At 69.5% G+C, this 19,925-nt stretch carries 15 protein-coding genes; 5 read left to right on the top strand and 10 right to left on the bottom strand.

All coding sequences use genetic code 11. The annotated features are described in order from the left end of the window. Nucleotides 1-58 precede the first annotated feature (58 nt). Nucleotides 59-1,051: a dTDP-glucose 4,6-dehydratase gene (gene rfbB, locus JKG67_RS15525; protein WP_203338245.1), complete on the bottom strand. Its 993-nt coding sequence runs from the start codon at nucleotides 1,049-1,051 to the stop codon at nucleotides 59-61. Here rfbB and JKG67_RS15520 point away from each other — a divergent pair. Next, entirely contained in the window at nucleotides 1,050-1,796 is a 747-nt protein-coding gene (locus JKG67_RS15520) for a pirin family protein (RefSeq protein ID WP_203338244.1), read from the top strand. The genes rfbB and JKG67_RS15520 overlap by 2 nt on opposite strands. A gap of 310 nt (nucleotides 1,797-2,106) precedes the next feature. On the opposite strand, the gene JKG67_RS15515 is transcribed toward JKG67_RS15520, so the two are convergent. The 5 genes from JKG67_RS15515 to JKG67_RS15495 form a co-directional block, all read right to left on the bottom strand. After that, entirely contained in the window at nucleotides 2,107-2,829 is a 723-nt protein-coding gene (locus JKG67_RS15515; RefSeq protein WP_203338243.1) for a hypothetical protein, read from the bottom strand. A gap of 255 nt (nucleotides 2,830-3,084) precedes the next feature. Beyond that, nucleotides 3,085-4,479, bottom strand: coding sequence for a helix-turn-helix domain-containing protein (locus JKG67_RS15510; protein WP_203338242.1), 1,395 nt, complete (start codon nucleotides 4,477-4,479; stop codon nucleotides 3,085-3,087). A 14-nt stretch (nucleotides 4,480-4,493) separates the two neighbouring features. Beyond that, entirely contained in the window at nucleotides 4,494-4,973 is a 480-nt protein-coding gene (locus tag JKG67_RS15505; RefSeq protein WP_203338241.1) for a hypothetical protein, read from the bottom strand. Between the two features lie 269 nt (nucleotides 4,974-5,242). Beyond that, nucleotides 5,243-6,148, bottom strand: a complete 906-nt coding sequence (locus tag JKG67_RS15500; protein ID WP_203338240.1) for a diacylglycerol/lipid kinase family protein — start codon at nucleotides 6,146-6,148, stop codon at nucleotides 5,243-5,245. Then, complete coding sequence (locus tag JKG67_RS15495) at nucleotides 6,145-7,716, bottom strand: FAD-binding oxidoreductase (protein ID WP_238998536.1); 1,572 nt, start codon at nucleotides 7,714-7,716, stop codon at nucleotides 6,145-6,147. The genes JKG67_RS15500 and JKG67_RS15495 overlap by 4 nt, the downstream gene beginning before the upstream one ends. Before the next feature lie 17 nt (nucleotides 7,717-7,733). On the opposite strand from JKG67_RS15495, the gene JKG67_RS15490 reads away from it, so the two are divergent. Together JKG67_RS15490 and JKG67_RS15485 are read left to right on the top strand one after the other, a co-directional pair. Then, nucleotides 7,734-8,303 carry a TetR/AcrR family transcriptional regulator gene (locus JKG67_RS15490; RefSeq protein ID WP_203338239.1) on the top strand — a complete coding sequence of 190 codons (570 nt, stop codon included), beginning with the start codon at nucleotides 7,734-7,736 and terminating at the stop codon, nucleotides 8,301-8,303. Then, entirely contained in the window at nucleotides 8,300-9,826 is a 1,527-nt protein-coding gene (locus JKG67_RS15485; protein WP_203338238.1) for a glycerol-3-phosphate dehydrogenase/oxidase, read from the top strand. The genes JKG67_RS15490 and JKG67_RS15485 overlap by 4 nt, the downstream gene beginning before the upstream one ends. A gap of 58 nt (nucleotides 9,827-9,884) precedes the next feature. On the opposite strand, the gene JKG67_RS15480 is transcribed toward JKG67_RS15485, so the two are convergent. The 3 genes from JKG67_RS15480 to JKG67_RS15470 form a co-directional block, all read right to left on the bottom strand. Next, a complete protein-coding gene (locus JKG67_RS15480) occupies nucleotides 9,885-13,133 on the bottom strand; it encodes a choice-of-anchor G family protein (protein WP_203338237.1) in 3,249 nt (1,082 codons plus the stop codon). A gap of 422 nt (nucleotides 13,134-13,555) precedes the next feature. After that, nucleotides 13,556-14,866 carry a copper amine oxidase gene (locus JKG67_RS15475; protein WP_275403401.1) on the bottom strand — a complete coding sequence of 437 codons (1,311 nt, stop codon included), beginning with the start codon at nucleotides 14,864-14,866 and terminating at the stop codon, nucleotides 13,556-13,558. A gap of 96 nt (nucleotides 14,867-14,962) precedes the next feature. Further along, complete coding sequence (locus tag JKG67_RS15470; RefSeq protein WP_203338235.1) at nucleotides 14,963-16,267, bottom strand: MFS transporter; 1,305 nt, start codon at nucleotides 16,265-16,267, stop codon at nucleotides 14,963-14,965. Nucleotides 16,268-16,389: 122 nt separating this feature from the next. Here JKG67_RS15470 and JKG67_RS15465 point away from each other — a divergent pair, with 122 nt between their 5' ends. Both JKG67_RS15465 and JKG67_RS15460 read left to right on the top strand, forming a co-directional pair. Then, nucleotides 16,390-16,899 (top strand): NfeD family protein, encoded by a 510-nt coding sequence (locus tag JKG67_RS15465; protein ID WP_203338234.1) that lies wholly within the window; start codon nucleotides 16,390-16,392, stop codon nucleotides 16,897-16,899. Nucleotides 16,900-16,921: 22 nt separating this feature from the next. Continuing rightward, nucleotides 16,922-18,448, top strand: a complete 1,527-nt coding sequence (locus JKG67_RS15460) for a flotillin family protein (RefSeq protein ID WP_203338233.1) — start codon at nucleotides 16,922-16,924, stop codon at nucleotides 18,446-18,448. Nucleotides 18,449-18,456: 8 nt separating this feature from the next. Here the strand turns inward: JKG67_RS15460 and zwf are convergent, their stop codons facing one another. Further along, nucleotides 18,457-19,896 carry a glucose-6-phosphate dehydrogenase gene (gene zwf / locus JKG67_RS15455; protein ID WP_203338232.1) on the bottom strand — a complete coding sequence of 480 codons (1,440 nt, stop codon included), beginning with the start codon at nucleotides 19,894-19,896 and terminating at the stop codon, nucleotides 18,457-18,459. Nucleotides 19,897-19,925 lie beyond the last annotated feature (29 nt).

The following is a 19,925-nucleotide window of genomic DNA, read 5'->3' as shown; positions in this document are numbered from 1 at the left end:
GAACCAATGGGGGACGTCATGCGTGGTGGCTCCTCCAGCGACCACTACGCGTGACGTCTTACTGGCCGCGGGCGGCGTACCGCGCCTCCACGCCAGCCTTGACCGGCCGCCACCAGGACTCATGCTCGCGGTACCAGTCGACGCAGGCAGCCAGCCCCGAGCTCAGGTCGGTGTGCGTCGGCGTCCAGCCCAGTTCGGTGCGCACCTTGGTCGGGTCGGTGGCGTAGCGCTGGTCGTGGCCGGGGCGGTCTGCGACGAACTCCAGCTCGCCCGGATCACGCTCGAAGATCTCCAGCAGCATCCGCGCGATCTCGAGGTTGGTGTGCACCTCCTCGGCGCCGATCAGGTAGGTCTCGCCGACCCGGCCCTCAGCCAGCACCTGCCATACCGCGGCCGAGTGGTCGGCGACGTGAATCCAGTCCCGCTGCTGCCGCCCGGCGCCGTACAGCTTCGGGGGCTGCCCGTCGATCAGGTTCGTGATCTGCCGCGGGATGAACTTCTCCACGTGCTGCCACGGGCCGTAGTTGTTGGCGCAGGTGCTGATCGTCGCGTCGATGCCGTAGCTGTGCACCCACGCCCGCACCAGGTGGTCCGCGCCGGCCTTCGTGGCGGCGTACGGGTTGCTCGGTGCGTACGACGAAGACTCGGTGAACCACTCGTCCGCAGCCGCTTCGCCGTACACCTCGTCGGTGGAGACATGATGCAGCCGGGTGCCGGTGCGGCGGACCGCCTCGAGCACGGTGAAGGTGCCGACCAGGTTGGTGCTCACGAACGGGCTCGGGTCGGCCAGCGCGTTGTCGTTGTGGGACTCGGCGGCGAAGTGGACCACCGCGTCGGCGACATCGACGAGCGGTCCGACCACCCCGGCATCGGCCACGTCACCGACGACCAACTCCAGCCGGTCGCCGGGCAGGCTGTCCAAGGCCTCCCGGGTGGCGGCATAGGTGAGCTTGTCCAGCACCGTGACCCGGGCCTCGGAGTGGGCGAGTGCGTGCGCGACGAAGTTGGCTCCGATGAAGCCAGCACCGCCGGTGACGAGAAGCCGTTCCATGGCTTCGTCCTACCATGAGCCGGTGGCCGATTCGATCGAGGTACGCCGGGGCGCGGACCGCCAGGTGATCTCCGAGCCCGGCCGGGAGACCAAGCACTCGTTCGCGTTCGGCGGGCACTACGACCCCGCGAACCTCGGCTTCGGGCCGCTGATCTGTCACTTCGACGACGCGCTCGCCCCCGGGGGCGGCTATCCGATGCACGGGCATGCGGACCTGGAGATCGTCTCCTGGGTGCTCGACGGGGTGCTCACCCACACCGACTCGACCGGCGCACGGGTCGAGGTGCCCGCCGGCGCTGCGCAGGTGATGTCGGCCGGCGCCGGGATCCGGCACTCCGAACTGGCCGACGGTCCGACCCGGTTCGTCCAGATGTGGCTGCGCCCGGACTCCTCCGGAGGCGCGCCGCGCCACAACGTGGTCCCGGTCGAAGCGGCCTCGGAGTGGGTGCCGATCGCCTCCGGGTCGCGCGGGGACGCGCTGGCGAGGATCGGCACCGCCGGGGCCACCTTGTACGCCGCTCAGGTCGGCCCGGGTGGGGAACTGCCACTGCCCGGGGAGGCGTTGACGCACCTGTACGTGCCCACCGGGTCGGTGCAGTTGACCGACGGCGGCCCTGCGCTCGGGGCGGGTGACGCGGTGCGGCTGCGCGGGAGTGCCGGCGTACGAGTGCGGGCGGAGGCCGAGACGGTGCTGCTGGCGTGGGGGTTCAGTTCAGTCGCCAAGAGCCGCCCCCGCCCTTCCTAGTCGCGGACTGGAAGTTGTTGGACGGTTGGCCTTCGTCAGGATCTCCGCGGCTATTTGGTATCGGGGCGTCGGGAACGCGACGGGCCGCCCGCATCCGCCGGCATGACCCTCGTCGTCCTCAGGTGCCGAGCAACGAGGAACGCCACTGCGCCCACGGACAGTGCGACGACAGCGAGGTACAACCCGAGCAGGATGCTGGAAAGATCCACGTGCGACATCGTGGAGGGTCGCGCCGGCCGCCGTCAAGCGTTCGACGAGACTCACGAAGTCTGCTCGCGACGTCTTCGAGGAAGGGCAAGGGCAAGGTGCACTACGACGTGGTCTCGGTGACCGGGTGGTCGCGTGACCCCGCAAGCACCTCGTGGTCTCGATGCAACTCCAGCTCGCCGACCAGCGAGTTCAGGTGCATGGTCCTGACACCCCCGATCACGCCCAAGGCCCCTCCAGCGATCCAAGGGGCGGCGTCATCCCAGCGTCCCAGACCTCGAATCCCCTCGCCTTCGACGATCTTCACTACGGGGACCCCCGCGACGCGTGACAGCTCTTCACGCAGCTCACTCTCAGCCTGCGGAGTGATCCTCGATGCGTCATACCCAAGGAGGTAGACGTCGAGGCCGGACCGGTCGGGCAGCGGTTCGACCATGCTGATATCCAGATCGTCGCGCTCCCTCGCCTCCTCGAATAGGCGATGCCCAGCAGCTGGCACTTCACTCTCAGAGAAATCGGCCGGTTCGACCACAATCCCGATGCCCTTAGGGGCCGCCGCGATCAGGTCCGTGACGGCCTCAGGTGGGCGGCCCTTCCAGCGGATGATCACCCGGCGTTGGGCGTAGTCCATCTCCACGATGCCGAACCCGGGCTCGTCGTAGAGCCCCGACGCAGCCTCCGCGGCATCTATAAGCTCACCATCGGGGTTGGCATTGAGGTAGCCCGGGTCGAGCTCAGGTGCCTCATCATCGGACGACGAGGCTCCCGGAGACGCCACAGCCAGGCTGGTCAGTACCAGTAGCCCCGCGACCATCAGTCCCGCCACACGACGAACTCTCACAACCGCGCTCCATTCGTCGGCGAGGGCTGACGCACCCTTTCAGTCGCGAGAAGGGGAGGCGGTACAACGGTCCAGACTGCCCCCGTTCATCCCGGCTCAGCACACGACTCCCGATATGACGATGCCCGCACCGATTCGGTTCCCTGCGCGGGAGTGCCGGCGTACGAGGGCGGGCGGAGGCCGAGACGGTGCTGCTGGCGTTGGAGGTCGGTTCACTCGGGATTGGCGGAACGCACCCTCCTAGGAAGCCCCGGGGCGCCTCATGTCGGCGTCCTGATCGTGGCTGCCGCGGGCCGACAACTGGCCGGAGTGCCAGACCAGAGCTGCAAGGACCCGCCGGTTGTCACCGCGGCCATCGGGGAGGTCAAGCTTGGTGAACACGGACCGCAGGTGCGCCTCCACGGTGCGTGTTGACAGCACGAGTTGAGCGGCGATACCAGCGTTGCTCAGACCGTCCGCCACGAGCCCCAGCACCTCCCTTTCACGCGTCGAGAGTGCGTCGATGGGGCTGCCGTCCTTCGGCGGTGGAACGATCCCGAGTTGCACCGGCTCGGCGGGCGGGCCTTCGTCCTCGGCAGCGCCCACCGGGCCGCCCGACGGCACCCCGGAGACGCCGTCGCCGAGGCGCCGCACCAGAGGCTGGAGGGCTACGACGACGACCCCAGCGACCAAGGCAGCCCCCAGACCGCCCAACGCCGGCCAGGTGAGGAGCAGCGTCACGGCGATGGTGGCTGCGACCAGGACGATCACTGCGCCGAGGGCGAGCGCGAGCGCTCGTGAGAGCACCCGGAGTGTGACGGAATATTCCGCAGCGGTTCCGGTGTCGCGGACAGCCAGCGCGAGCGCGGTCGCGGTGAGCGGCCACATCAGCCCCAGGCCGGCGATGAGGACGACAGCGGCGGCGTCCTCACCGAGCCCCGACGACGCGGCAGCTACCCCGAGCAGTCCACACGCCAGCACCTGGGCGACGGGCAGGCAGGCACCGGTTGCCGCCACCGCGTGTCGTTTGCGCCGATCCCCCGGTTCGCGGCCGGCGCGGCGCAGATCGGCCAGGTGGACGATGGCGGGCGCAGCGAAACTGGCCAACCAGCCGAGGTTGAGAACGAGGCCGGCCGGCACCAGCCAGCCTCCCCCGATGGGGCCGGCGGCGCGCTCGAACGGCGGAAACGGTTCGGCGGCTGCGAGGAACGTCCCGGCCGAGGCCATCGCGAGGACGACGATCGTGATCGAGAGGCCGCGACCGGGTCGCCGTCGTGATCCCTCATGCAGCGCTCTCCTCACCGCAAGCGCGGCCAGCGCGGCGATGGTCATCGGCGGAATGTGGGCGGCGAACGCGAGGCGCACGAGCGCATGGGCCCAGGGTTCTCCTGGCCAGGACGCATAGACGGGACCAGCCGACGCCAGCAGCAGTTGGTAGAAGGCGAGCATCGCCGCGCCCCACCACAGCAGCGCGGTCAACCGACCGGCCGCCGAACGTGCTGCGACGAGGCCGGTGAGGACGGCGCCCGCCGCCAGCCCGGCCGCGATGACCGGCGAGGACGCGAACGAGTCGACCCCGGGGCGTGCGGTCAGGACGAGACCAGTCGCACCGGCGATCGCCAGTAGCGCCACGCGTACGAGAGCAGAACCCCGCATGAGCTGATCTTGCCTCACCCGGGCACAGATCTGCTGACTCTCCGACGCGCACGCGCGCGGTCGACTCCGATGACGATGCTGGTGGCGATGACGACCAGGACACTCAGCATCAGCCCGAAGACGGCGAAGTTGGCGAAGAACATGTGATCGGCCTGCTCGAACACCGCCTCCGGAGCAGCGAAGAAGCCCTCCCGGATCGTGACCACCAACTCGCCGGCATGACCGAACGCGGCTGCCGATTGGCAGGCGAGGATCAGCGCGTAGAGCTTCCGGACGTGCGAGCGCGACGGCGCTCGGAGCAGCGTGACCATGAGCGCGATCGCCAGCGCGATCACCGGAAGATAGACCAGGTGGAAGGTGGCGTGGGCCCACGTGGCGTCCTCGGGCAGCACGAGCGGGGAGATGAGGACGGTCGGAATCGTGAAGAACGGCAGGACGACGACGAGCCACAGGCTGGACACCGGTCGGTCGGCGAGCCAGGAGAGAAGGTTCATGCCAGCAGACGCTAGGGCGGCCTCGCCTGACCTGGCATCGGCGAAACCACCTAAATCGGGTCTCCTGACACTTCCACGGGTCTTTCCGGCCTGGAAGGGTCGGGCGGTATCGACCTCAGGTCAGGATCGGGATCTGCGACTCCAGCAAAGGGCCCGGCGTGAGAGCTGAGGCACCCTTTGAGTCGTGAGAAGGGGAGGCGGTGCACCGGCCGGGAGGCCGGGAGCGATCTGTCCACCTTCCATGAGCGGAGCCAGGAGCCAAGGGTTCCTCAGCGGATGACGTTGAGGGCCGCCTCACGCACCTCGACCACCAGCGGTGGCCGGCCGACACCCGGCACCGGACCGAGCGGCTCGCCGTCACCACCGGTGGGCATACCCAGGCCGTCGAGGGTGTGCAGCACCACTCGGCGACCGCGCAACACGTGCACCTGCTCGAACTGCACGTGCGTCCCGTCGTACACCTTGGGCAGCCGGCGGATCAGGTCGCGCCGTGAGGCCGCTTCGATCACCACCACGTCCAGCAGGCCGTCATCGACCACGGCGTCGGGGGCGATGTGCATCCCCTTGCCGTAGTAGCCGGAGTTGGCCACCACCACCGCTGCCGCCTGGTAGTCGCGCCCCTCCCCGTCGACCTCGACACGCACCCGGTGCGGTCGGTAGGTGGCCAACGCCCGGACCGCCGCATAGGGGTACTGCAGCTTCCCCGGCAACCAGTGCGCGGTGTCCACGATCGCTGCCGCGCGGGCATCCACCCCGGCGTACACCGATCCGGCCACGATGCGCGTCGGCTGGTCCCCGAAGGTGGCCGCGACCAGGTCCACCGGTCGCACCTCACCGTCGAGCAGCAACCGCGCCAGCGGCTCATCCTCGGTCGGCAGCGCGAGCATCCGGGCGAAGTCGTTGCCACGTCCGGCCGGCACGATCGTCAGCGTGCCGCCCGCGGCGGCCACCTCGCCGGCCAGCGAGGAGAGCATCCCGTCGCCGCCGACGGCCACCACCACGTCGCCGCGGCCCACGGCCCGACCCACCAGGGTCGGCACCGCCTCGGGTCCCGGCGAGTAGGTCACCTCGACCTCGGCGCCGGCGTCGCGCAGCCGGCGGGTCAGCGGCACCACCGACTCAGGCGCTGCGCCGCCGCCACTGTTGGGGTTGACCAGGAAGGTGAAGGACCTCATGGGATCAGCACCCCCGGGTTGAGTACGCCGGTCGGGTCAAGCTCGGCCTTCACCGCGCGCAGGATGCCGACCCCCACCGGCCCGATCTCCTCGGCCAGCCAGGGCCGGTGGTCGGTGCCCACCGCATGATGGTGGGTGATGGTCGCGCCGGCTGCGATCATCGCGTCACTGGCGGCCTGCTTGGCCACCTGCCACTGGGCGAGCGGCTCCTCGGCCGCCTTGGTGGCGACGGTGAAGTACAGCGAGCAGCCGGTCTCGTAGACGTGCGAGATGTGGCAGAGCACCATCGTCCCCGCCCCCAGGCTGGTCTCCAGCGCCTGCTTGACGTCGGCGTAGAGCCGGTCGACGTTGCTCCAGAAGGTCGCCGTCTCCAGGGTCTCCACCAGCACCCCGGCGTCCAGCAGGCTGTCGCGCAGGTACGGCGCGTCGAAGCGGCCGTGCGCCCACTTGGCGCCCGCCTCCTCGCCGACACAGTTGCCACCCAGCTCGGTGAGGACCGCGGTGACCACGGCCCGGCGGGCCGCCACCAGCTCCGGCTCGCCCTCGTGGCCGACGATCATCAGGCAGCCCTCACCGGCCGACCCGATCGCGGCGGGATCGGCCAGGTTGATCGCCGTCTCCGCCTCGTCCGAGAGCCGCAGCACGGTCGGCATCACACCGGCCTGGGCCAGCCGCCGCATCGCCGCCGCGCCGGCCTGGAAGGAGGGCCAGCGCCACCCTTCGTACACCTTCTCCTCGGGCAGCTTCCGCACCCGGACGGTCACCGCGGTGATCACCCCGAGGGTGCCCTCCGAGCCCAGGATCAGCTGTCGCAGGTCCGGGCCCGCCGCGTTGGCCGGGGAGGAGCCGAGGGTGAGCAGGCCTGCGGGGGTGACCACCTCGAGGCCGACCACCAGCGCGTCGAACCGCCCGTACCCGGCCGAGGACTGGCCCGAGGAGCGGGTCGCCGCGAAGCCGCCGATGGTGGCGTACTCGAACGACTGCGGGAAGTGGCCGAGGGTGAGGCCGCGCTCGGCGAGCAACGCCTCGGCCTCAGGGCCGCGCAGTCCCGGCTCGAGCACCGCGGTCATCGAGACCGGGTCGAACGAACGCAGCGCCTTCATCCGGATCAGGTCCAGGCTGAGCACCGCCGCGAACCCCTCCCGGGCCACGGCCAGGCCGCCGGTCACCGAGGTGCCGCCACCGAACGGCACCAGCGCCACCTGCTCCTGCTGGCAGAAGGCCACCAGGTCGGCGATCTCGGCCGCGGTAGCGGGCCGGACCACGGCGTCCGGGGCGTCACTGAGGTCACCGGCGCGGGCCTTGAGCAGGTCCGGCGTGGACTTGCCCCGGGTCCGCAGCCGGCGTACGTCGTCCTCGGTGAGCACGTGCTCTGCGCCGACGATGGCTGCGAGTTGCCGCAGCTGCTCGGCGCTGAGTCGGGGGGCCGGCAGCGGCGCCTGGGGCACCGCCGGGGCGGGCTGCAGCTCGCCGAAAGCGAGGGCGATCAGGCCGTCGGCACCCTCGGGAAGATCGGTCTGACGGGCCGGGTCGCCCCAACGCTGGGGGTGCATCTCGGGAAGGGTCATGTGTTACAGTGTGACACATGACGTCCATTCGTAACAAGTACCTGGCTGCGGCCCGTGGGCTGATCCTCGACGTCGGGTGGCGACGCGCCACCCTGACCGAGGTCGCCCGCCGCTCCGGCGTCTCCCGGATGACGATCTATCGCGCCTGGCCCGACATGGAACGCCTGCTCGGCGACCTGCTCACCGAGGAGTGGTCGCAGATCGCCGGCGTGGTCGTCGATGGCAAGGACGCGCCCACCACCGCGGACGGCATCGCCGATGCCCTGATCACCTCGCTGGGCGCCCTGCGCTCCAACGACCTGATCCGCAGGGTGCTCGACCTCGACCCCGAGCTCCTGCTCCCCTACCTGCTGCAGCGTCGCGGCCGCGCCCAGGAGACCTCGATCCACCTGCTCGCCAACCGGATCAGCGCCGGGCAGCGGGCCGGCGAGGTGCGCGACGGCGACCCGGTGGTGATGGCCCGGGCGATCATGCTGATGCTGCACGGGCACGCGCTCTCCTCATCCACGATGGTCGACGACCTGGCCACCCTCGACCAGCTCGACGACGTGCTGCGGCACGCCCTGGCCGCGGGGCTGCGGCCGTGACCAGGATCCAGGCCGGCCTGGCCGACCTCCCCGACCACGTCGATGTGGTGGTGATCGGCCTCGGCGTCACCGGTGCCGGAATCGCCCTCGACGCCGTCAGCCGCGGCCTCTCGGTGCTGGCCGTGGACGCCCATGACCTCGCCTTCGGCACCTCCCGCTGGTCCTCCAAGCTGGTGCACGGCGGCCTGCGCTACCTCGCCCACGGCCAGCTCGCGGTGGCCCACGAGAGCGCCGTCGAACGCGGCATCCTGATGGGCACCACCGCCCCGCACCTGACCCGGCCGCTGCCGATGCTGTTGCCGCTGGCCTCCTCGGTGCCGCGGCTCAACGGCGTACTCGCCCGTGCCGGGATGGAGGGTGGCAACCTGCTGCGGGTCGCCGCCCGGACCCCGGCCGGCATCCTGCCCCGGCCCCGACGGATCTCCGCGGTCGAGGCTCGGCACCTCATCCCCGCGTTGCGCCCCGAGGGGCTGCGCGGCGCCATCGTGTCCTGGGACGGCCAGCTCGAGGACGATGCTCGCCTGGTCACCACCATCGCCCGTACCGCGGCCGAGGCCGGCGCCCACATCCGCACCCGGGCGCGGGCGGTCCGGGCCACCGGCGACACGGTGGTGCTCGCCGACGCCAGCGGCGAGGAGTTCGAGGTCAGCACCCGCTCGACGATCAACGCCACCGGGGTGTGGGCGGACCAGCTCGACGACTCGATCCGACTGCGGCCCAGCCGCGGCACCCACCTGGTGCTCCGGGCCGGCACCCTGCCCGGCATCGCGCACGCCGTCACCGCTCCGGTGCCCGGCGAGCTGGCCCGCTATGTGCTGGTGCTGCCGCAGCCCGACGGCACCATCTACGTCGGCCTCACCGATGAACCCGTCACCGGGCCGGTGCCCGACGTCCCCGAGCCGACCGAGCCCGAGATCGGCTTCCTCCTGGACGTCATCGGGGCCGCGTTCACACACTCGGTGCGCCGCGAGGACGTGGTCGGTGCCTTCGCCGGGCTGCGGCCGCTGCTGGACTCGGTGGTCGGCGCCGAGGACGTCACCGCCGACATCTCCCGCAAGCACGCCGTGCTGACCGCGGACAGCGGCCTGGTCACCGTGGTCGGCGGCAAGCTGACCACCTATCGCCAGATGGCCGAGGACGCGGTGGACGCCGCGCTCGCGGTCAGCGGCCAGCAGGCCGGGCCGTGCGTCACCGCCACGCTGCCTCTCTCCGGCGCGGCCAGTAGGCCCCGGCTGGCGCGGCTGACCGACCATCCACGACTGGTACGCCGGTTCGGCACCGACGCCGCCCTGGTGCTCGAGACGGCGCGTCGGGTCAGTGGCCTGAGCGATGAGGAGCTGCTGGCGCCGATCGGTGAGGAACTCCCGGCCACCCTGGCGGAGTTGATCTTCGGGGTCACCCACGAGGGCGCCTCCGATGTGGCGGACCTGCTCGATCGACGTACCCGGATCGGGTTGATCCCCGCCGACCGGGACCTGGCCGTCGACCAGGCCGAACGCGCCCTGGAGATCGCCGGGCGTTGACCGTGAACACGCGACCGCCCCCACCCTGGCGGGTGGGGGCGGTCCGTGGGTGCCGGCGTCAGCCGCAGGCGTCGATACGCGCCTCGGCGTTGCCCAGGTCGAGCCTGGCCCCGTCCTGACTGCGGACGAAGCCGACGCTCAGCGCCGAGACCCGAAGGTGATCAACGACCTCCGTCCCGTCCTCGTGCAGACAGGTGCCGACGTCCTGGCGGTTGACCTGCACCGAGATCACCTCGGCGATCGCCTCCAGGAACGGCTCGGCCACCTGGCGGATCGGCACGGTGATCATCCCGGTCTTGATGTCGCGGATCAACAGGTCGAACACCTGCTGTCCAGCATCACCCACCAAGAAGTCGCGCACCGGGATGAGGACGGTGTCCGCCAGCGGGATGAGGACACCCTGCACCGTGCCGACCAGGATGCCGCAGAGGAGCCCGCCACTGAGCCCGCGTGGCTCGCAGGTCACCGGCTCGACCTGGGCCGCCATCAGGTTCAGGCTCCAGGTAGCGGTGCCGCCGCCGAGCAGCCCGCCATCCAGGTCGGCGAGGAAGCGCACCGTGATCGAGTCCAGGGCACCTTCCACCGCGCCCAGCACGATCGAGGTGACCTCCTCCATCAGGTCGTGCACCGTCTCGGCGATCATCGGATAGATCTCGTCGTCGATCAGTTCGGTGTTCGGGTTCTGCGCGTTGATCCCGGTCGGCTGACCCGGCCGCATCTCACCCGACATCAACTGATCCAGGTGGATGGTGGCCCGGCCGGTGGAGAAGTCGACGCTGAGCACCTTGTTCTTGGTGGTGATCTCCTCGGCGAGCACCGCCGCGAAGATCGACTCCTGCATCGTCGACTCGACGGTGGCGCGAACCTTGGTGTCGCCGGAGAGCCCATCGAGGAGTGCGGTGAGGTCGAGCAGTTGGTTGATCTGCTCCTCGGCCGCTGCGTCCATCAGGCCGATGGCGTCGTAGATCTGCGCCGCCGCCTCCTCGATGGCCGGCGACCTGAACAGCAGGCTCGCCTCGGCCACCCGGTAGCGGCCCGGTCCGCCGACCCCGTCTGGGTCGGTGAACTCGCCGTTCTCGGCGACCACCTCGGCCCCGCCGACTCCGAGCCGCAACAGCGCCTCGTCCACCAGGAGATCGGTGAAGGCGTCCCAGCCCGCCGCCCGGAACAGCGACAGCAGGTCGATCTCGGCGGGGTCGAATCCACCTTCGCTGCTGTCGAGGGTCACCGAGCCGTCGGCCGAAGCCACTCCGGAGATCGCGGAGGCGTCCAACGGCCCGTCGGCACGCGACTGCGAGCGGAGCAGCCCGAGCTGACCGAAGTCGACGAACTCGTCCAGCGGCACCAGCACGTCATCCAAGCTGATCACCTGGGTTCCTGCCAGATGGAGGTTGTTGGCCTCGGCGTTCGGGCCCGGATCGGTGGGATACGCGGCATCGGTGCGGCCGACTCCCAACGCATCCCAGTCGGGCCAGGATGCGTCGACGAGGCTCGCCCGCGCCGTGGATCGGTCCCGCGGCGGCAACACCGTCAAGGGTGCCTGGGCCCAGAGCCCGGTGCTGTCGTCGGTGGCGACCACCGTGTAGTCACCGGGCTCGGTGCCCGGCGGGACTCCGAGGGTGGTGCTGAACGAGCCGTCCTCGTTGTTGTCGACCGGCACCGGATCGCCGACCGGGTCGCCCTGGTCGTCGGTCAGTTGCACGCTGGTGGTGCCGTGTGGGGTGTAGCCCACACCGGCAACCGTGGTCGTCTCACCGGCCTCGACCTCGTCCGGGTCGACGGTGATCGCCCGGCCGACGACGCCGTCACAGCTCGCAGTCCGGGAAGCCGCGTTGCCCAGGTTGATCCGAGCGGCGTCCGCGCCCTGCAGGATGCCGAGACTCAGTGCCGACACCTGGAGTCCGGAGACCACCTCGGAGCCGTCAGCCAGTTCGCAGCTCTCGACGACCTGTCGGTTCACCTGGATGGAGACCACCTCGGCGATGAAGTCGAGGGCGGGGGCGATCAAGCCTCGGATCGGGACGGTGATCATCCCGGTCTTGATGTCGCGGATCAGCAGGTCGAAGACCTCCTGGCCGGCGTCACTGATCAGGAAGTCGCGGACGGGCTTGACGAAGAAGTTGTACGACGGCGCGATCAGGTTGTCGATCGATCCGGTCAGCCACAGGCAGATCCAGTCCCCGTTGTCACCGGTGCCGGTGCACTCGGACGACTCCAGCTCGTCGTCCATCAGGTTGGCCCGCCAGGTAGCGGTGCCGCTGCTGTCGGTGGACGGGTCCTCGGAGTGCGCGGAGAAGTGCAGGGTGACTGACTCCAGGGCGCCTCCGACCGCGCCCAGCACGATCGAGGTGACCTCCTCCATCAGGTCGTGCACCGTCTCGGCGATCATCGGATAGATCTCGTGGTGGATCAGTTCGGTGTTCGGGTTCTGCGCGTTGATCCCGGTCGGCTGACCCGGCCGCATCTCACCCGACATCAACTGATCCAGGTGCAGTCGAGCCTGACCGGTGGAGAAGTCGACGCTGAGCACCTTGTTCTTGGTGGTGATCTCCTCGGCGAGCACCGCCGCGAAGACCGACTCCTGGACCGTCGACTCGACCTGCATCGAGAACTCGGACCCATCCGGGAGCGCTCCGGTGATCACACTCGTGTCGAGCATCGTGTTGATGGCGTCGGTGACGGCGTCATCGATCAGACCGATGGCGTCGTAGATCTGCGCCGCAGCCTCCTCGATGGCCGGTGAGCCGAGCAGCAGGCTCGCCTCGACCACTCGATAGCGGCCCGGGCCGCCGACCCCGTCGGGGTCGAGGAACTCGCCGTTCTCTGCGATCACCTCGGCTCCACCGGCACCGAGCCGCAGCAACGCCTGGTCCACCAGCAGGTCTGTGAACCCATCGGCGCCGATCAACCGGAACAACGACAGCAGGTCCACCTCGGCGGCCCCGAATCCGGCCTCGGCACCATCGAGGGTCACCGACCCGTCGCCCGCGACGAGGCCGGAGATCGCGGAGGCATCCAGCGGGCCGGCCGCGCGCGACTGCGAGCCGAGCACGCCGAGCTGACCGAAGTCGATGAAGTCGTCCAGCGGCACCGCGACGTCACCCAACTGGATCACCTGCCCGCCGAGCAGGTCTACGTTGAGCGCGTCGGTGTCCGGGCCCGGGTCGGACGGGAACGACGCCGACGAGCGGCCGGCGCCGACCAGGTCGGCGCCCAGGAGCGTCGCGTCGACGACGGAGGCGGAGGCGGTCGACTGTTCACCCTCGCCGGCCTCGGCGCGGGCGGTCATCGGAGCTGCGTGGGCCAAGGCGGCCAGCGTGATGGCGATTCCGCTTGCCAGGAACGTTCGCGTGACCCTGCGACGGGCAGGACTGCGTAATGCTGTCGACCGACTCATCTCGAGAACCCTTCTGCCATGCCAATGGGAGGAGGATTGACATCAAGGACGAAGAATGGGAGGGAGACGCCTTGAGCAATCCGAGACAACCTCACCGCGTTGACGAGATTCCTGTCAATACTTTCGGCGCTATTGAACCGAAAAGCTCAGAGGAACGTGTTTCCTTTTCGCGCAACTTCCGAGAATGAAGCGCGTCATAGGCACACAACAGGAACCCCGGGCGCTTATCACAGCAGTATCGACGGGCGCCTGTCAAGCATTCTTCGTGCGAATAGTTCAGCCTAGAAACAAGTCACAGACTCACAGCGTGACGATTGTTCACATATCGAACCTCAGTTGCCGAGGAGTTCCTCCACGGGCTCACCCTCCCAGTGCTCGGGTTGTCCGTTGATCTCCTCGCGCCCGGGGGGCACGTCCACGCGCTGTGCGGTCAGATCCCGGGGTGTGGCCGTGAACCCCTGCCAATGCAACTGCATCGGCGACTGGTCCTCGTCCCGAGGCACATGGTGATACCCGATCGCCACCCACGACACGACGTCGTGCAGCGACTCGGTGGCCGAGCGGTTCACGAAGTCCACCACCCCGGAGCCGCACCCACCCCGGTTCGCGGTGGCGAACACCTGGCATCCGTCGGCGTTGGTGAAGGCCACGTCGTAGCCGGCGTCCGGCCCATGCCGGTCCTGGTCGGCGACGAATGTGAACCCGTCGGAACGTCCCAGGTCCAACTGATAGGAGATGGGCCGACCATCGTGGTTGAGGGACCCCGGGGCCAGCACCCGCCACCAGCGGCGGTCAGCCCATCGGGCGCTGGTGGGGCGTTCGATCGGGGTGAGCCGCCCCTCCAGGATCGGGGACCGGCTCCCCGTCCGGCCGATCGGGGTCGCGTCGTACTGTTCGACGCTCAGCGGTCCCTCGCCGAGCGCCCAATGGATCCGCCACACCGCATTGTGGGAGTGGCTGGCCGCGTGATCGGAGTCGCCTGGACCCACCGACCAGCCGTGCGTGGGATCCTCGGCGTAGTCCACGGGGGACAGGTCGCCGGTGGCCCCCAACGCCGCGGCGATGGACCCGTCGGAACCGAATGTGTACTGACTGACGTACTCGTACCAGCCGACCTTGGAGATGGTCGACAGTCGCCACTCACTTCCTCGGGCGGCCAGCAGGGTGTTGTTCTCCCGGGATCGGAAGGCCAGCCCGGAGTCGGCGACCTCCGTGCAGAGCACCTCACGAACCGGAGTCTCTCCGAAGCTGCTGCCGTCGCCAATGTTGGGCACCGGCGCTGCGATGCGGTCGCCGAGGCACTCCAGGTCCGTCAGCGTGTGCATCCGCAGACCACCGAAGCCGGCGCTGGTGATGTCAGCGGTCAGGCGCTCCCCGTGATCGTAGGGAACCTCCAACTGGGCCAGCGAGATCTCCGCAGCAATACTGATCCACTCACCCGCCACGGGGGCGTAGTGAATGTCAGTGAGCACCATCCCGCGCTTGTTGTCCACACCGAAACAAAGGGACCACGCCGCGCCGTTCGAGAGTTCATGGCTCAGCGGAATCCCGGCTCCAGAACATTCCAGATCTCCGACTGGCACCGCCTCACTGCCGGGACCCTCGTGTGCTGGTGCCGTGAACGTGCAACCGATGAGCGCCATCGACATGGCCGATCCCAGTACGACGTTGCGTATTCTGTGGCGCACGCGCTGAGGCTATCGAAGGATGCATCCTCGTGGTCTGAGTGCCCGCCCCTGTCAATCCAACGGATGGGCGATCTCATCCGCCGGCATGCGGGCCAGCACGATCGCCGCCACCGCCATCGGCAGCGGCAGGATCCCGGCGATCACGAACGTCATCTGCAGCCCGATCCATTCGGCCACCGGCCCGGCGAGCGCCATCGACACCGGCATCAGACTCAGCGACACGAAGAAGTCCAGGCTGGAGACCCGGCCCAGCAGCGCCGGAGGCACCCTGCGCTGCAGCAGCGTCCCCCAGATCACCATCGGGCCGGAGAACATCACGCCGAGCACGAAGCCGGCCGCGATCACCGTCCAGATGCTCGTCGCGAAGGCCATCACCACCATCGGCAGGCAGCCGACGCCCCACATCAGGTTCATCACGGTCAGGTAGCGGCGCGGCATCCGCATCGACCCCATCGCCAGCGCCCCGACCGCACCCCCGACCCCCCACGAGGCCAGCACCCAGGCGTGCTGCTCGGCGCCGCCGCCGAGGCCGTCCTTGACCAGGAACGGGATCAGCACCTCGATCGGCCCGACCACCAGCAGCACCCACAGGCAGGCGAAGATCAGCGTGAACAGCAGCCACGGGGTGCGCACCATGTAGCTGAAGCCCTCGCCGATATCGGACAGCGCGTGCCGCACCGGGTGCCGCTCCACCTGGTCGCTGAAGTCACGGCGTACCGGCGTATGCGGCACCGCCCTCAACGCGAGCAGCCCCAGGGCTGCGGCCACGGTCGCCACCAGCAGCGCGGTGCCCGGGTTGACCGCGCCCACCACCGCCCCGGCCACCGCCGGGCCCAGGGCCTGGCCGAGCACCGGACGGACCGTGCCTTCGAACCCGTTCACGGCGAGCAGGTCCTGCTCGGGGACCAGCGCCGGCAGCCACGCCGAGTACGCCGGGTAGAAGAAGGCCAGCGCGAAGCCGGAGCCCAGCGCCGCCACCGCGAGATGCCACAACTGGGTGACGCCGACCAGCGAGATGACGCTGATCACGGCCATGATCGCCACCTCGACAGCCAGCACGACGGTGATGATCACCTTCTGCGGCACCCGGTCGGCGACCACGCCGGCCAGCAAAGCGGGCGCGAGCAGGCCGAGCGCCGAGGCGGCCGCGACCAGGGACAGGTGGGTGGGTCCGCCGCCGAGCCGGATCACCTCCCAGACCTGACCGATCAGCCAGGCGCCGTGGGCGAAGACGATCAGGCACAGGACCACTGCCAGGCGGCGGTAGGCGGGGGTGCGGAACGGGGTCAGCGCCCGCGGCAGCGACCGGGGTGGGGTCGGTGGCACGAGCGGATCCAGGGTCGGAGTGGTGGCCATGACGACGATGGTGCAACTTCAACCACACTTGAGGTCAACTGGTTTCTTCGTCAACAGGTTTTCGTCCGCTTTCGTGAGCGCGGGGGCTGTGGCTAGGATCACGGCAACCATCGGAGAGTGACATGACGACCTTCCTCGTGCTCGGGCTCGTGGGACTGATGCTGTTGACGGTCTCGCTGGTCATCGGGGACCTCTTCGACGGCCTCTTCGAGAGCCTCGAGGCCCTGGGCGACACCTTCTCCAGCGCCGTGATCGGCGGCTTCGTCTCCGCGTTCGGGTTCGGGGGCGCCACCGCGGACGCCTTCGGCCTGCCGCTGCTCGTCTCCCTCCCCATCGCGACCGGCTGCGGGCTGCTCTTCGGCTGGTTCGCCTGGTGGTTGACCCGGTTGCTCCGTGACGGCTCCAGCGACGGGACCGTGAACTCCGAGGACAGCATCGGCCGCTCCGGCCGCGTCGTCACCGCCATCCCCGCCGACGGCTTCGGAGTGGTCCGGGTCGTCATCGGCGGTCACACCAAACAGTTCAACGCCCGCGCCGCGCAACCCATCGAGCCCGGCACCGAAGTCCATGTCACCAGCATCCTGTCGCCCACGGCCGTGACCGTGGCACCGGTCTGGGGCGAACTCCACTGATCCCCCTCGGAAAGGTCACTCCATGACAATCGAAGCCCTGATCCCGATCCTCGGGTTCGTCGCGCTGCTGGTGTTGCTGGTGCTGTTGGTCACCAGCCGCTACAAGGTCGCCGGCCCCAACCAGGCGTACATCGTCACCGGCCGCAAGGGCAAGGCGGTGCTGAACCCGGAGACCGGGGAGATGACCACCGACCTCTCCGGCCAGAAGGTCGTGCTCGGCGGCGGCGTCTTCGTGATCCCGTTCGTGCAGAAGCTCGCCACCATGGACCTGTCCAGCCGCCGGATCTCGGTGCAGATCCGGGGAGCCGTCTCCGGTCAGGGCATCAAACTGAACCTGGACGGCGTGGCCATCGTGAAGGTCGGCGGCAACGCCAACCAGATCCGCCTCGCCGGCCAGCGGTTCCTCTCCCAGCAGCACGACATCGAGCCGTTCACCCAGGAGGTGCTGGCCGGTGCGCTCCGCTCCATCGTCGGCGGCCTGACCGTGGAGCAGATCATCCGTGACCGGGCCGCCTTCGCCCAGCGGGTGGCGGACGAGTCCGAGACCTCGTTGACCGGCCAGGGCCTGATCCTGGACACCTTCCAGATCCAGGACGTCACCGACGACGGCAGCTACCTGGCCGACCTCGGTCGACCCGAGGCCGCCCGCCTGCAGCAGCAGGCCTCCATCGCCGAGGCCGAGGCCCGCCAGGCCGCGGAGCAGGCCCGGATCAGGGCCGAGGAGGAGATCGCGATCGCCCAGCGGGCGCTGGAGCTCAAGCAGGCCGAGATCAAGGCCGAGACCGATGCGGCCTCCGCCCAGGCCGCGGCCGCCGGCCCGCTCGCCCAGGCCGACCGCGACCAGGCCATCATGGCCGAGCAGGAGAAGGTCGCCGTCCAGAAGGCGATGCTCACCGAGCGTGAGCTGGAGACCCAGGTCCGCAAGCCCGCGGACGCGGAGCGCTACCGGGTGGAGCAGGAGGCCGAGGGCCGCCGCAACGCCGACATCGCCGCCGCCGAGGCTCGCAAGGCGGCCGCCATCGCGAACGCCCAGGCCAAGGCCGAGGAGACCCGCCTCAGCGGTGAGGCGGAGAAGGCCCGCCGGTCCGCGCTCGCCGAGGCCGAGGCGATCGAAGGTGCCCGCCGCGGTGAGGCCGAGAAGGCCCGCCGAGTCGCCGAGGCCGAGGCCGCCCGGGCCGAGGGTGAGGCCCAGGCCGCCGCGACGCTGGCGGTGGGTCACGCCGAGGCCGAGGCGATGGAGAAGCGCGCCGAGGCGTTCGCCGGCTACAACGACGCCGCCGTGCTGCAGATGCTGGTCGAGGTGCTGCCGCAGATCGCCAAGGAGGTGGCCGCCCCGATCGCCGCGATCGGCAACATGTCCGTGATCTCCACCGACGGCGCGGGCGTGCTGCCCAAGCAGGTCACCGACAACGTGGTGCAGACGATGCAGATGCTCAAGACCGCCACCGGGCTCGACATCGAGTCACTGATCCACCGCTCGGTGCAGAAGGCGGCCGACAACACCGGCCTGATCACCAGCGCGTTGGTCGAGGAGGCCGAGAGCGACTGAGGGCGGGGTCAGTCCCGCCAACGGCGCTCGAACGGGAGCCGCCAGGCGTGCGGGGCGATCAGCTGGTGGATCTGATTGGGACCCCAACTCCCGGGCTCGTACATGCGCACCGGGGTCGGGTTCTCCAGCAGTGGTGCCGACACCTCCCAGAGCCGCTCCACACCCTGGGCGGTGGTGAACAGGGTGTGGTTGCCCTTGACGGCCTCCAGGATCAGCCGCTCATAGGCCTCCAGCACCGACCCTGACCAGCTGGTCTCCTCCATGCTGAACTGCATCGAGACCTTCTCCAGCCGGAAGCCCGGACCGGGCCGCTTGCCATAGAAGGAGAGCGACACCTTGGACCGGTCGGCCAGGTCGAAGGTGAGGTGGTCCGGCCCGTTCTGGCCGATCCCGGACCCGGCCGGGAACATCGACTTGGGCGGCTCCTTGAACGCCACCGAGATGATCCGCTGACCGGCCGCCAGCCGCTTGCCGGTGCGCAGATAGAACGGCACTCCGGCCCACCGCCAGTTGTCGACGTAGCACTTGAGGGCGATGAAGGTCTCGGTCTCCGAGTCCGGCGCCACCCCCGGCTCGTCGCGGTACCCGGCGTACTGGCCGCGGACCACGTCCTTGGGCTCGATCGGGAGCATCGACCGGAAGACCTTGTTCTTCTCCTCGGTGATCGCCTGCGGGTTGAGCTCGGTGGGCGGCTCCATCGCGGTGAACGCCAGCACCTGGAAGAGGTGGGTGACCACCATGTCCCGGTAGGCGCCGGTGGACTCGTAGAACGAGGCCCGCTGCTCCAGACCGAGCTCCTCGGGTACGTCGATCTGGATGTGGTCGATCATCGTCCGGTTCCAGATCGGTTCGAAGAGGCCGTTGGCGAACCGGAAGGCCAGGATGTTCAGCGCCGCTTCCTTGCCCAGGAAGTGGTCGATGCGGAACACCTGTTCCTCGTCGAACACCTCGTGCACGGCGGCGTTGAGCTGCCGGGCGCTGGCCAGGTCGGTCCCGAACGGCTTCTCCATGATCACCCGGCTGCGGTCCACCAGGCCGGCTGCCTTGAGGTCGTGGATCACGCTCATCGCCGCCTTCGGCGGCACCGAGAGGTAGTGCAACCGCTGCTGCGGCTCGGTGCAGCCGGCCTCGGCCTCCTCGATCGCCGCGTGCAGGTTGCCGATCCCCGGCTTGGCCCAGAAGAGCCGGCTCGAGTAGTCGGCCCACTCCGCCTCGGTGACGTCCCCGGCGAACTCGTCGAGCGAGGCACGGGTGAACTCGATGAACGACTCGCGGGTGTGCTCGTCGAGCGAGGTGCCGACGATCTGGACGTGCGGCAGCAGCCCGGAACGCAACAGGTGGAACATCCCCGGCAGCAGTTTGCGACGGGCGAGATCGCCGGTGGCACCGAAGAGGACGACGGTTGTCGGCGGCCCAGGCGTGCCCTGGGGATCCTTGTTCCTGGCCATGGCGTCAGCCTGTCACGAAACCTCGTTGA

Source organism: Nocardioides limicola, from assembly GCF_016827675.1.
GTDB classification, from domain to species: Bacteria; Actinomycetota; Actinomycetes; order Propionibacteriales; family Nocardioidaceae; genus Nocardioides; species Nocardioides limicola.
The sequence above is the reverse complement of the archived record's forward strand: the minus strand, read 5'-3'. Positions and strand labels throughout refer to the sequence as shown.